This is a genomic window from Paenibacillus sp. FSL H8-0175 (assembly GCF_045040615.1).
GTDB classification, from domain to species: Bacteria; Bacillota; Bacilli; order Paenibacillales; family Paenibacillaceae; genus Paenibacillus_AQ; species Paenibacillus_AQ odorifer.
This window is the reverse complement of sequence record NZ_CP150299.1, coordinates 2,517,910-2,531,673: the sequence shown is the minus strand read 5'-3', so window position 1 is coordinate 2,531,673 and position 13,764 is coordinate 2,517,910. Positions and strand designations below refer to the sequence as shown.

At 44.9% G+C, this 13,764-nt stretch carries 9 protein-coding genes; 3 read left to right on the top strand and 6 right to left on the bottom strand.

The genetic code is table 11. The annotated features are described in order from the left end of the window. Window positions 1–26: 26 nt before the first annotated feature. From MHH46_RS10875 to sbnA, 3 genes are all read right to left on the bottom strand, one after another. Complete coding sequence (locus MHH46_RS10875) at window positions 27–2,000, bottom strand: serine hydrolase (protein ID WP_256717258.1); 1,974 nt, start codon at window positions 1,998–2,000, stop codon at window positions 27–29. 201 nt (window positions 2,001–2,201) lie between these two features. Then, complete coding sequence (locus MHH46_RS10870; protein WP_076186487.1) at window positions 2,202–3,167, bottom strand: 2,3-diaminopropionate biosynthesis protein SbnB; 966 nt, start codon at window positions 3,165–3,167, stop codon at window positions 2,202–2,204. A gap of 24 nt (window positions 3,168–3,191) precedes the next feature. Next, window positions 3,192–5,396, bottom strand: coding sequence for a 2,3-diaminopropionate biosynthesis protein SbnA (gene sbnA, locus MHH46_RS10865; protein ID WP_367946841.1), 2,205 nt, complete (start codon window positions 5,394–5,396; stop codon window positions 3,192–3,194). Window positions 5,397–5,561: 165 nt separating this feature from the next. On the opposite strand from sbnA, the gene MHH46_RS10860 reads away from it, so the two are divergent. Continuing rightward, window positions 5,562–6,371, top strand: a complete 810-nt coding sequence (locus tag MHH46_RS10860; protein WP_076195008.1) for a YheC/YheD family protein — start codon at window positions 5,562–5,564, stop codon at window positions 6,369–6,371. A 71-nt stretch (window positions 6,372–6,442) separates the two neighbouring features. On the opposite strand, the gene MHH46_RS10855 is transcribed toward MHH46_RS10860, so the two are convergent. After that, on the bottom strand, window positions 6,443–7,465 hold the full coding sequence (locus MHH46_RS10855) for an NADP-dependent oxidoreductase (RefSeq protein ID WP_076195010.1): 1,023 nt from the start codon (window positions 7,463–7,465) through the stop codon (window positions 6,443–6,445). A 127-nt stretch (window positions 7,466–7,592) separates the two neighbouring features. After that, window positions 7,593–7,889 carry a helix-turn-helix transcriptional regulator gene (locus tag MHH46_RS10850; RefSeq protein WP_038569940.1) on the bottom strand — a complete coding sequence of 99 codons (297 nt, stop codon included), beginning with the start codon at window positions 7,887–7,889 and terminating at the stop codon, window positions 7,593–7,595. Between the two features lie 129 nt (window positions 7,890–8,018). Between MHH46_RS10850 and MHH46_RS10845 the strand changes: the two genes are divergently transcribed. Continuing rightward, complete coding sequence (locus tag MHH46_RS10845; protein WP_076195012.1) at window positions 8,019–8,798, top strand: AraC family transcriptional regulator; 780 nt, start codon at window positions 8,019–8,021, stop codon at window positions 8,796–8,798. A gap of 44 nt (window positions 8,799–8,842) precedes the next feature. On the opposite strand, the gene MHH46_RS10840 is transcribed toward MHH46_RS10845, so the two are convergent. Continuing rightward, a complete protein-coding gene (locus MHH46_RS10840) occupies window positions 8,843–11,710 on the bottom strand; it encodes a glycosyl hydrolase 115 family protein (protein ID WP_076195014.1) in 2,868 nt (955 codons plus the stop codon). A gap of 241 nt (window positions 11,711–11,951) precedes the next feature. Between MHH46_RS10840 and MHH46_RS10835 the strand changes: the two genes are divergently transcribed. Continuing rightward, window positions 11,952–13,694, top strand: a complete 1,743-nt coding sequence (locus MHH46_RS10835) for an SGNH/GDSL hydrolase family protein (protein ID WP_076195016.1) — start codon at window positions 11,952–11,954, stop codon at window positions 13,692–13,694. Window positions 13,695–13,764: the final 70 nt, after the last annotated feature.

The following is a 13,764-nucleotide window of genomic DNA, read 5'->3' as shown; positions in this document are numbered from 1 at the left end:
TGATATATTCTTGACAAGAAACGAAGTTATCCGAGCTGCCAACCCAACAGGTTCCAATAGTAGAAAAACAGAGTCATCACTACAGCCGAAAGTGCCACTAGTGTATAATGCACACGCTTGAAAGCTGTCCAGTATTTATTCTTCCAAACCAGTATAGCCGAGATTAGCAAAGCTAAAGTCAGTCCAACCAAAAGGATTGGCATAACTAAACTGAGAGAAAGCGAAAGACTGATACCGCTGAACTTCTGCATCGTATCCATGGACATAACCACCATAAATATCGTAACGAAAGATAGCAGCGCCCACCCAGCAGTTCCCGCAGATAAGCGGATGGCCCACTTTTCCGGAGGCGTCATCGCCTTGATCTTGCGTCTGGAGAAGATTAGTCCAAGCAATGCAGTGATGAAAATCAGCCCCGAGCCGCCAAGTACGATAAGCCAAAACTTATTCTGATTCAAGAGTGGCGTACGCTCCAGTGGCATTTCCGGTGCCATACCTAAGAGCATATGTGTAACCTTACCGGTATCATTTGTGCGGAAGCCGATTTGTTCGGTGCCTCCCTCGAGCTGGAACAGATTCGGAGCGATTTCTCTATACAACTGTTGTTCACTACCACTTCCCAAAGATAGCTTATTGTCCTTTACCTTAACATTTAGCTGGGCAAAAAAATTGAAAAATTTATCAATATCACTGTGGTTACGGCGTGTGAATTGATAGGTTCCCGCATATTTCTGAACAGATTCTGCAGAAGTTGAGAATTCAGGCTGCTTCGCTTCAGGATCGGGATAATAGCGCTCAACAAAGGCATGGACTAGGCCTGCCGCGGAATCACCGCCCTGACCGCCGTTATAGGAAACAAAGATACCTACATGCTTGGCAGGCACAAGATAAAACTCCGTATTAAACATGGGGTCGGAACCACCATGAGTGATTAGTCTAAGACCATTGATGCGTTTCTCAGAGAACCCCAGATCTACTCCCGGCATACGTTTATCGAATTGGTACGCCGTTGAATGCATTAGTTCTGCAGTCTCCGTTCTAAGAATCTGCTGGTCACCATATTTCCCGTTCTGCAGATGGGCAATCATAAAGTGCGCCATGTCTACTGCTGATACTGTACCCGAGCCGGCAGGACGAAAGCCGCCCTCGAAGGTAAGTGTGCCAGGAATAAAGCTACCGTTCTCACTCGTGTACCCTACAACTTGATTGGGTATGAATGACTCCGGCAAAGGCTCTACCACCGTCGAATATTTCATGTCGAGCGGATCGAAAATATACTTTTGTATATAGTCATTGTAAGGAACAGCGCTGACTTCCTCCACAATCAGACCCGCGAGAGTAGCCCCGAAGTTCGAATAAGAACTCATCTCTCCGGGGGGTCTTACCCGTGCCAGCATATGCTTATTGAGTGTTTCCGAGATTGATCCCGGCAATTTGGCAGGGTCGGTAGTGATTTGATAACCCACTCCACCCTCTTCAAACCCCGCTGTATGTGTCATCAAATGGCGCATCGTGATCGGCTCAGGATAAGTAACAGGGATCTTCACTGATTTCAGGTAGGTGTTAATATCAGTGTCCAGATCTATCTTACCTTGTTCGACCATTTGCATCACCGCTGTCCAGGTGAACAGCTTTGTTGTTGAAGCGATTCGAAACATGCTGGTTGTCGGATTAACCGGTGCCGCTTCTTCCAGATTGGAACTGCCATAACCTTTGGCCAAAATAATCTTGCCGTCTTTTACAATGGAGATAACCGCTCCCGGAATTTGCAGCCGGTTCATATCTTTTTCCATAATTCCATCAACGAAGCTAGTCAGTCCCGCGGTATCATCGAGATTGGCAAATGCTTCAATTTGCGCTGCCGGCAGTCCGGTTTGACCCGTTTGGTTCTCAGCCGAGGCCTGTTTCCCGGGAAATACCAAGCTTGCGCCAAAGCCGGCACTAATCACAGCCAATAGGGTCAGACCAGCGATCAGCCTTTTTTTCATAGGTGTCAACATTATTATCCTCCGAGTCATCATTTATTGGGGTGGATGATCATCCGCCTAACACTTATAGAGATTATCAGAGTATTATGAATGGAACGTTAACAAGACAATAAAAAAACTAGACAGCAATCCACCCTTAAAAGTGACGGATCATAGTCTAGTTACATCAGAAAAATCTATAAAAAATCCCATAGCGAACGTATGCCTACAACCTTACTGTAGCTCAGTCCCGATCCCTTTTTCTCTAGCCTTCTTCACGAAGTATACCGCTGTTGCGATATCAAAAACCGCCATCCCCATCGGACAAAAGAAAATCGGCTCATCGGCTCTGAGTTCATTCAGGCAATGGCGCGAGACGACATCGGTAATCATTCGGGTATCGGCACGAGTTAACCCATGTTTCAGATGGAGCTGCTGTATGTCAGTATTTTCGCGGCACACCTCATCCCAGTCGTCGACGATTATGGACTTCACCGAAGCTAATGCCTCAGGTTTATAATCACGCAGTGAAATATTCAGTAGAAGACTACCTTCCGCCGGAAGCATATCGATATATCTATGATTGGATACGGTACAGGTGATAAAGATATTGGACTTTCGATAAACGTCCGCCCACGTCTCCTCCACTTCTATCCTATCCTTATATATAGATGAGATGTCTGACAAATCTACTTCCCTTATATCAAAGATGCGGACACGTTCAACTCGATCTCCGTACAATGCCATAACCATTTGAAAATGATATTGCCCGATTGGTCCCCAGCCGATAATGCCAAGATAAATCCGTTCAAGTGAACGTGCCTGCAAAAAGTAGCCAATCATCAGTCCACTGATGGAAGCTGTCCTTACGATGCTGGGGAGCGGAGAGCTTAGGACGGATATAGGCTCGCCCGTAATGGGATCATTCAAGACAATGATGCTATGCGCGCGGGGAAGACCAACCTGGATATTATCCGGGAAGCTGGAAATCCATTTGATCCCTGCTGCGTTCACGTTCCCCCCTACGTATGCGGGCATTGCAATAATACGATTTTGAGGATTTTTATACCTTAGATAAGGTTTTACGGGCTGCGCGTAATCTCCAGAATCAAGTATGCGCACCGTAGTTTCTATCGATTCCACGAGAGAAGGCCAATCAAGCCCCACCTCCCGGATGTCCCGATCGTTTAAATACAGCATTCCACAACCTCCTTTTGCCGCTCGTTAAGCAAGGACATCTCCACCGTCAGCCGAGAACTCCTGCCCAAATTCATTCTGAATCCATGGGTCAGAGTATACCGTATCGAGGTAACGCTCCCCTTTGTCATGCAGGATCACCGCACAGACAGATCCTGGAGCCAATTCTTGCTCCATACGCCTAACAGCGGCAAGGTTAGCCCCTGAGGATGCACCGGCCAGAATCGATTCATTCTGAGCGAGTGCTCGGCATCCTTTTACGATATCCAAGTCTGAGACATGCACGATACGGTCGATTAAATCCGTTCTGCAGAAAGGGGGTACGATGCCAGCACCGAGTCCCGGGAACCGCCGTTTCTCTTTGTTGCCACCAAAAATAGTACTTCCCTCCGCATCGACGGCAACAATCTTAGTCTTCAGACCATGATCCCTTACATATTCCGCGAGACCTCGAATCGTGCCGCATGTACTTACGCTGCAAAACAAATAATCTACTTCGCCAAGCTCAGTCACGATTTCTTTCATGGTCGTATGGTAGTGGGACAAATAGTTATTTGCGTTTGCATATTGATTCGGCCAGTAGCTGCCCGGTATTTCCTCCAAGAGTCGCTGCACTCGATTCAGTCTAGCAGGCAGATATTCACCGGTCTCGGGGTCGGGATCGCTAACAAAGTCAATTTTTGCAGTTAATGTTTTCAGAATCTGCAGATTTGTTGTGGTAGTTCTTGGATCAACCACGCTAATAAACCGCAGCCCTAAATATTGGCAAATCATCGCCAAGCTAATCGCCATATTTCCCGAACTTGACTCAATAATAGTAGTTCCCGGCCCGATTTTCCCTTCCTTCCATGCCTCATGGATCATCCGCAGAGCTGGACGGTCTTTCGCACTTCCTCCCGGATTTAGCAGTTCCATTTTTGCGTAGACTTCGAACTCACTGTTCTGGAACAAATTATTCAGCTTGATTAATGGCGTTTTTCCGATAGTCGACAAGATACCGCCTTGGATATTTATGTCCACCTTAGCTTTGTCCTTCTGATAATATAACTTCTTGTTCTTGACCTGCCCGCTGGCCAGCGACTCCCCTTTAGCTACTATAATGATCTCAATATCATCAAGCAGATGGTTGCGAATCATCATCCCGATTTCCGGAATACACTCCCTGATTTCCTCTTTGATTACCGGAATAATAGAGGGCTTCACAGATTTACTCTTGATATAAATAGAGAGCGCATTGTTTTTTACCTTGACCCGAATGATCGCATCTTCAATATGACGGTATACGACCTGCTCGATATCGTACAGGCTGATCTTCTCACCGTGCTTCAGTTCTTGACCCACTCTTTTTACAATGGACTCAAAGCTTTGTTGTTCAACCCCGTCTATCATCACAGGCCTAAAATCCCTTACAACGTCATAAGTAACAAAACGAAGAGCTGGCAGCATCTTGCGGACAGTTGAGGTAAGCACCAGAATACTTTCATTGTTCCGAAGCGGCCTTACTTCTTCGTCTAACTCCTGAACCCCGATTCCTTCCGCAAAAATTCCGTCGGCAAAAATGTACCTGCCATGATCATGGGAGTAATAAGCGATCGTACCGATTTCAATGGAGCCGTAAGTATCGATGATATCTCTAGGATCAATACCAAACAAGCCAGCCATATTCCGCTGCCACTCAGGCGGAGCAATTTCCCCTACCAAAATAATCTTGCGAATTCCGAATTCACGCGGGTTTCCGGCAGCATATACGATATGGTCAAGGATGGACGGCATCGTATAGAGCAAGTCAGGTTTAAAAGCTTTAAGCTGTTCAATATGCTGTTCGATTGGCAGTTCAAAGGGTATTGAACTTTTCTCCAATCCTAACCTTTCAAAAATGGTCAGCGCAGTATTTGCTGCATGTCCAGTGCCCATATCCGCCAACGCTCTGTTATATCCGCTTCCCGCAATAAGCTCGCCGAATAGCTTCGTTTTAATATCCACATAGTGTTTGTCATCTTCCTCAGAGTAGAGGATTGCTTTTCTACGGCCTGAGCTTGTACCAGACGTCCTATAAACAGTCCAAGAAGGATCGATGGGTTGGTTATAATAGAAGGTTTCAAGTGTTTTCGAAGACATAAGAGGTAAGTTCTGCAGGTTATAATTCGTTTTCTCCCCATCGATCAGCCCCTTGTACCAAGGGTATTCGTCCATTACTTCTTGCACCTTATTCTGCAATTTCCCGAGCAGCATCATAGCCGCCTCCCGTTGACCGCATGCTGCAGCCCAAGTTTAATAAATGCCTCCAATATTCATATGTAGAATTCTTTGCATGTGTTCTATTATTCTGTGTTTGCCCAAGCAAAAACTGCGTATTCCCGTAATATAGCCTATAGATATATAGAACGGAGGAACAAAATGAAGGAGCCAAGACGGCGGATATCCAATAAGCTGACGAAAACAAGGGTACTGCTTAGAAAACAAGAGCTAAGGAAGTATATCCCGGTAACGAAAAAAATGAATAAAAACGTACTCTATGAGATGTTGCAAAAACATAAAATGGTGTACATTAAGCCCTGCTGTGGATCTTTGGGACAGGGTGTAATCCGGATTGAAAGATCGCAAGATCATTCCTCCAAAAAACGACCAGCCTACAGCTATCAGTCCGGTACGCATAAACATACATTTTCTGATTACGAGATGGCTTATCGGGCAATCTCTAGCGAGACCCAAGGAAAGTACTATTTGGTGCAAAAAGGGATTTGGCTTTTGGTTTATGAGGGAAGGCCATTTGATATCCGGGTTATGGTGCAAAGAAATCTTAAGGGTGGATGGGAAGCTACAGGCATTGCGGGTCGCGTAGCTCATCCTCGCAAAGTGGTTACGAATGGGAGCCAAGGGGGAACGATTTATCCGGTAGAGGCATTATTAGAATCCTACACAAACGTAGAGAATAGTAGCGCGTTGATCCGGTCCATGCAACAAATCGGAGTGAACTCCGCCAGACAGCTGAGCACAGCCTATCCCGGCCTGCAGGAAATCGGTGTGGATATTGCCTTGGATCGACGCCTTAAACCATGGATCTTGGAAGTAAATACTGCCCCCGATCCGTGCCCGTTTACCAAACTGAATGACACCAGCATGATTGAGCGAATCGTCAAATATGCAAAAGCCTATGGCCGCACATACAATCTTAAATGCATGAAGTCCAAACAGGGTATGGTCTGAACGGATTTGATTGGTGATAATACAAACAGCCCTGATATATAAAAATCTCTACCAGAGCTGTTTGTGTTGTTTTAGAATTCGGAGTCGCTCACCTTAACAAGCATCTTCCCGAGGTTCGCACCATGGAACAATTGCAGGAATGCTTCAACCACATTATCGAATCCTTCAACAACTGTTTCTTCATATTTTAATTTACCTTCTGTTAGCCATTTTCCAAGCTCTTGAAGTCCTTCTGACTGGCGGGCTGCGTAATCACTAAGAACGAATCCTTTGATAAGGGAGCGGGTTTTGATCAATCTGCTCTGAATACGTGGACCCATATCTCCATCTGTACTATTATAGGAAGAAATAGCGCCACATAGGGGAATACGTGCATAATCATTAAGCAAGCTCATCACAGCATCTGAAATTGATCCACCCACGTTGTCAAAATAAACATCAACACCCTTTGGACATGCTTCTTCCAAAGCCTGGCCTAAATTTTCCGTTGTTTTATAATTAATGGTTGCATCAAAGCCAAGTTCTTTTTTCAAATAGTCACATTTATCATCGCTACCTGCGATCCCAACGACACGAGCGCCTTTGATTTTGGCAATCTGTCCAACAAACATCCCCACTGAACCCGCTGCTCCAGACACTACGACAGTCTCTCCTTCTTTCGGCTGCCCGATATCAAGTAAACCGAAATATGCAGTGAGCCCTGTTAAACCTAGAACACTTAAGTAAGCCGATACAGGTGCAATCGAATCATCGATTTTGGTTACTGCTTTAGCATCTACAGTATTATATAACTGCCAGCCCAGCATACCGATGACTTTATCTCCAGCTTTGAATAGCTGCGATTTGGATTCTACGATCTCTCCCACAAGTCCTCCAGCGATGACTTCATTAAGCTGATACGGAGGAATATACGATTTAGAATCATTCATTCTTCCGCGCATATAAGGATCCACTGACAAATACAACGTACGTACAACAACTTGTCCTTCTTTTGCTTCAACTACAGGAATATCTTTGAACTCGAAATTTTGCTGGGTTGGCATGCCTACAGGACGTGAAATTAACAGGACCTGTTTATTTTTCAACTGATTCATAGATCACTACTCCATTAATATTTATTTTTGCTGCTACCTATAACTATTAACCAAACCCTGTACATGATTATCAAATAGTTATAAAACTATCAAACTATCAAGAAAAAATTATAGGTTTCCGGACATATTATAAACTGTCCAAGAAACCCGGTAATAATTCGCTAAACGTATCCTCTCGAAGCTGGCTAATCTTATTCTGCCCCATACGTGTGACACTTACTAAATCAGCTTCATACAAAATCTTCAGATGGTACGACACATTGGATTTGTCCATTCCCATAGATTCACCAATGGACCCACATGTATTGTTCTCCTTATGGAGATGAAGATAACGAATCATTTCAATTCGTTTCACTTCTGCTAATGCTTTAAAAATCTTCACTCGCTTTTCATCATCTTTTAAGGAATATTGTTCGATAGTCATAAAACTATTGTATTCTTCTGATTGCGCAAAGTCAATTTACAATCCCATTTCTTAATCGGATTCATTTTTGTATAATATACCAATCGGCATTAGCGCGGATCTATTTATAAGGACAGAGGGGTGGTAGAAATGGACATTACCAAATACGAAAATCTTGTTCCCCGTGTTTTTTTGTTCGTTGATCGCCGATCCTTCCCGGATTGGGAGATTACGAGGAGTAAAATTGATTTCCATGATCTTACCTTCATCGTAGAAGGAAAGTCTGACTATTTTATTAATGGAGAGAAATTCACGGTTGAAGCCGGGGATATGCTCTATGCCCCTTCTGGCAGCATTCGGGAAGCTCAGACTTTCAAGGAGGCACCCATGCGTTCCTTTGCCTTCAATTTCTTCTGGGAGGGTGAGGACAATCATGTGCAGCTCCCTTTTGAGACTGTAACTAGGAATTGGAGAACTAAAGAGATTCTAGAGGATATTAAAGAATTCTCACATGTCTGGATGGGCAAACAACCTTTCTACAAAATGAAGGCCCGGGCCATCTTTCAACTGATTGTGTACCGCTTATTAAGTATCGCCCACCATCAAGAAACACCTCTGATAGATCTAAGAATCCAAAAAGTGATGACCTATATCATGGATCATTATTCGGAGGAAGTTACGATCAAGGAGCTGGCAGATTGGGTTGCCCTAAATCCCGTATATCTTGGTAAGCTATTTAAGCAGAACACTGGCTCCACCTGTAAAGAATTTATAAACAAGGTGCGGGTGAACAATGCTGAGATGATTCTATCGGCAGGTGGTTTTAATGTGTCCGAAGTGGCAGCGCACTGTGGTTATCAAGATGTTGCCTACTTCAGCAACGTTTTCAAAAATATAAAGGGTTATCCTCCGTCATCTGCCCTGAAATAACGGAGGATCCGAAGCAACCCAGTTGTTCGCCCTATTAATTCAACCTAACTAAGAATGGACGCCGTCCCGCTAGTATAAAAGCTCTCCTCCGGCCCTAAATAGGAATAAGGAAGCTGGGCAGCGGACAATACAAGCTTTTGCAGAACCAGACCCGCATCCAATCCGTAAAAGCGGAGGGTATGAAGACCCCTCGTTAAAGCATGGCTGGTGGTTACAGCATGAATATTGTCCATAACCGCACGGCACCACGGTTCATTATCATGATTGCCGCCTTCAAAGTTCGTTGGTAAAGCATCCTTAATCACGGGTGCCTGATCATCGAAACCTATCGCATATTTTAACCCGCTAGTTTGTGACAGATTGTTTGTCGGCGCAATATACGCGGTTAAGCTATAATCGGTGTCCTGCTGCACTAGAATCCGATATTCCAGACAAGGTGCATCCTCCGGTTGTTCAAAAGATACAGCATCCGGAAACATTTTAACCGAGGATAAAGAACGTCCATAGCTGTCAATGGTCTTCCATACCACCCCTGATTTCGAAACACGAGTTATGGTATGCTCCGCTTCAATGGACACGATATTATGGGTCTCGATGAATGTCATCGGTGGCATATCCGGAATGTCTATCCAATCCACGGCTGCCTTCACCTTAACTATATTCCCGGCACCGGAGATCGTAATTTCGCCCGTCGATGCTTCTTTGACCTTCTCCCAATCTACGGAAACCTGAAGCGTCTCCCCTGCCTCAATCCAGCCGCGTATTTTCTCAAGCTTGATCCAATCTACGGTGCTCCGCACCTGATATTCAAAACCCGCTTCTCCACCGTTACTGATTGTGATGCGATAGTTTTCTTTTTGGAGATTTGTAAATACCCGAAGATTAGCTGTGCCGGAAACATACGCTTGTTCCGTTCCTTCCACATCGACAATCATTAAAGAACCTCTGGCGGGCGTCAAGGTGTTTACATCCGGATATTTCCACCCTTCTGCATTCCAATGTATATACCCTACATGAGGGGAACTCATCATTCCCTGCCATTTTCCATCCGAAATTCCGCTATTATAAACCAGCTCCAGATACTTATCCCGTTCGATGGTTTCGTGGGTCAGAGCAGCGTAAGTATTTGCCAACATACTATTTCGCTTAGCGTATAGATGGTTCAGTCCAGCATAAATTTGCATTTTGACCACATTGGCCGAGGCAACAGCAGGGAAATATACGAGCTGGAAGTAAGCATCCTTTAGTTGTTCCGGGATTAGCTCATCGTATTTGCCGGCAGCCTTCTCGATCATCACCGCTTGCTCCAGAACTCTGTGCGCCTCATTGTAATGGATAGGACTGAAGGTGGACGGATAAATAATTTCAGGCTTGCGCCGACCGTTCATCCGGATATAATCCCCTAACAATTGTGCGATTCCCAGACATGTCTCTTGTTCCAGCACATATCCGAATTGCTGCTCTACCCAACGGTTGGTGTATTCCACAGTCCGATTGATTGCACCTGTCCCCCAAGCCTCAAAATCGTAGGCCAAATCCAGAAAGTAGGAAATGGGCAATTCCATAGGCTTCAAATCCCCGACGTTCACAATCCATACATCACGGATGCCATAATCGTATGCCATACACATTTGCTCCCAGACTTTTTCAAGCGGGGTCGTATTTAACCATTCATAGGAATGCGGACCACCATGATAGTCAAAATGATAATACATCCCCCATCCTGCGCTGCGGTTACGTTCGTTTTTTGTCGGGATTTTGCGGAGATTGCCAAAGTTATCGTCAGCAAGCAGGATCGTAACGTCATTCAGAACATCCCAGTCCTTCAACCCTTCCACCCCGGCAGTGCCATACCAGTACTTCTCAACTTCCTTATAAACGGCCAAAATTTGCGGCGCATGTTCAAGATTGTATTTCTTCAATAGTTCTTTTTGCGTAAGTATAATGTCCTTCAGCAGATCAATATTCTCCTGGTCGGAGCCCTCCAGCGCAGAGTCACTTTCCCCCCGCATGCCTAGGGTAATCAAGTTATCAAAGTCCTGATTGCGCTTGATTCCGTCTTCCCAGAAATCTGTAATCGCCTGTTTATTACGGGCGAAATCCCATAGGTTACTTGTTCCGTGTTGGCTGTATACCTTCTGCCATTCACTGCCTGCCCGGAATAAGGGTTCATGATGGGAGGTCCCCATAATAATTCCGTATTCTTGTGCATGCTTGGCGTTGGCAATCGGGCTGCTTTTACCATTCAGGCTGAATTCGGCGCTCCACATCGCCGGCCATAAATAATTCCCCTTCAAGCGAAGAATGAGTTCAAATACCTTGTCATAGAAATCTTCATTAAAGTCACCAAATCTTTGAGTTACCCAAGAACCTAAAGACGGCCAGTCGTCATTCAAAAAAATACCTCTATATTTAACCGAAGGCTCCTTGGAGATCACATGAAGCTGGTTATCAGGAATGGACAATGCCGGCTTCTTCTCCGGCACAATATCCGCCCAGTACACCCAAGGACTAACTCCAATCTTTTCGGAGATCGAATACAACCCGTAAATCGTCCCCCGTTTATCACTTCCTACAATGACGAGCGCCTTGTCCACTTCCGCTGTGGGTTGTTCAACCACCTGAATTTTATAACATTCTCTTTTACCTTGGATGACCGATACATCAACGGTTCCCTCCGCGATTAAATCATCGATAAAATCATTACTCCCTATCGATCCAGTGATTATGACTGTTCCATCCAATTCGTTCAATTGTGTATATATCTCAGGCTCAACCTCTGTTACCTGTTTAACATCTGCTGCAAAAGACTGTGCCACCCGGCGTAATCCCTCATAATCTTTCCCCTTGGGGTCTACGTAAATCTTGGCAGCACTGCCCTGCTTCACAAGGTGCAATTCCTTCGTAGGCATGATAATTCTCCCCTTAAGCATCCTATTTTCGTATGACTAGGCACATTATATAAGTAAGCGATTTCAACATCCATGTGTAAACTAGCAACTTTTTGTAATTATTAAATGAAACTTTGTTTATCGGTTGAACAATCTGGATATTTGGTGTTACTGTTAACAGGTATTCCTTCTAACAGAAGCATGTTTTTTGCAAACGCATCCATAACAAGAAAAGCTTATACAAAAAGCGAGGATGATCAATATGAAAAACAATAACGGGGTCATTACAGGTGGCAAGATTGAAGGTCCAAAGGCGCCCAAGGACCCGGCTGAACGCAGGAACGGTTTTTTTGTGCTCTACGAAACAGCGATTGAGGCGACAGCCCGGGCCGAAGGTCCATCTTCACAGGAAGTTTATCTGGAAGGTAACTATCTAATCGACAAGGCCAGATATATTGGCGGCGTCACTGATGAGACAATACTGGAGCTGCTAGGAAACTGTGTTGGATTTCGCAAATTAGTCCATAGTATCGGAGTGTCTGTGAGAAGGGATCATGAGCAGAACGAGCCTATCTCTTTTCTATTGCAGAACTGGGGCAAAACCAGCAAATACGAAACAGGCAGCAGCATACGTGTGCCCTGTCCCTCCGACGGTTCAGAAGTCCTCTTAAAGTTAGAGGATTTGGAATGGTCTGAAGAGGATGCAGTGCTCGGCAAATTCGCTTTTGAATTTAAACATGAAGGCGAACTGGCCATCGCGAGTATAATTTTTTATTTGCATGACGGTTATTCTGTACCAGAGCTAATCATTGAACCGCCTGTAGCGTTTGATTCTAACGAATACCGGGAGATCATTACCCAATCCTTGCTTCATCCGGGCAATAATAAAAGATTAAAAACGGCCATCCATAAGGCTATAAAAGGTGAGGATGTCACGATTGCTTATATTGGGGGTTCCATTACTCAGGGAGCAGGCGCTAAACCGATCCATACAGAATGTTATGCCTACCAATCGTATCTGAGATTTAAGGAATTATTCGGTACGAATGGTGGTGAGAACATCCATTTTGTGAAGGCTGGGGTAGGTGGAACACCGTCCGAGCTTGGGGTCATCCGTTATGAAAGGGATATTCTCCGGGAAGGTTCTGTAACACCTGATATCGTGGTGGTAGAATTTGCGGTAAACGACGAAGGGGATGAAACGAAAGGCAACTGTTTTGAAAGCTTATTCCTAAAAATACTTTCCGCCGATAATAGACCGGCAGTAGTTCTCCTGTTCAGCGTGTTTATGAATGACTGGAACCTGCAGGAACGGCTCTCCCCCATTGGGCGGCGTTATAATCTTCCTATGGTTAGTGTAAAAGATGCGGTATCCGGGCAGTTCCGCCTAAGCAAAAATGAGGGGAACATCCTCTCGAAACGGCAATTTTTCTATGATATCTATCATCCTACTAATGATGGTCACCGGGTGATGGCTGATTGTCTGGCTTATTTATTCTCCGAAACCCACAAAACGCTAATGGACGAAGATGATCTCCTATTGGATCAACATCCGGTCATCGGGAATGATTTTGCGGGAACCCTTCTGCTGGACCGCAAAAGCCATATTGACGCAGGCAGGATCGAGGTGGGCGGATTTTCGGGGATCGATACCGATTTGCAGCGGGTAGAAATGGATGCCAATCCTTTCGGAACTCCGGAATTCCCTCATAATTGGATGCATTCAGCGTCTTCTGGGGAACACAGCTTCAAGCTGACGATAACAAGCAAAAATCTTATCCTCGTATACAAAGATTCTGGCAGCAGCGAATTCGGCAAGGCGAACATTTACGTCGATGGTTGTCTTGTTGTCACCGCTGATCCACATGAGAATAACTGGACACATTGCAATCCGGTAATTCTTTATCAAAATGAGGTTAGCGGGGAGCATCAGGTAGAAATCAGAATGGTGCCGGAAGATCAGGACAAGTCTTTTACTATACTGGGCTTCGGCTATAATGTTTAATAATTTGACCTAGTGGCATATAACCTAAAAAGAAACCCATGGTCTTTAAATGACCTGGGTTTCTCAATAA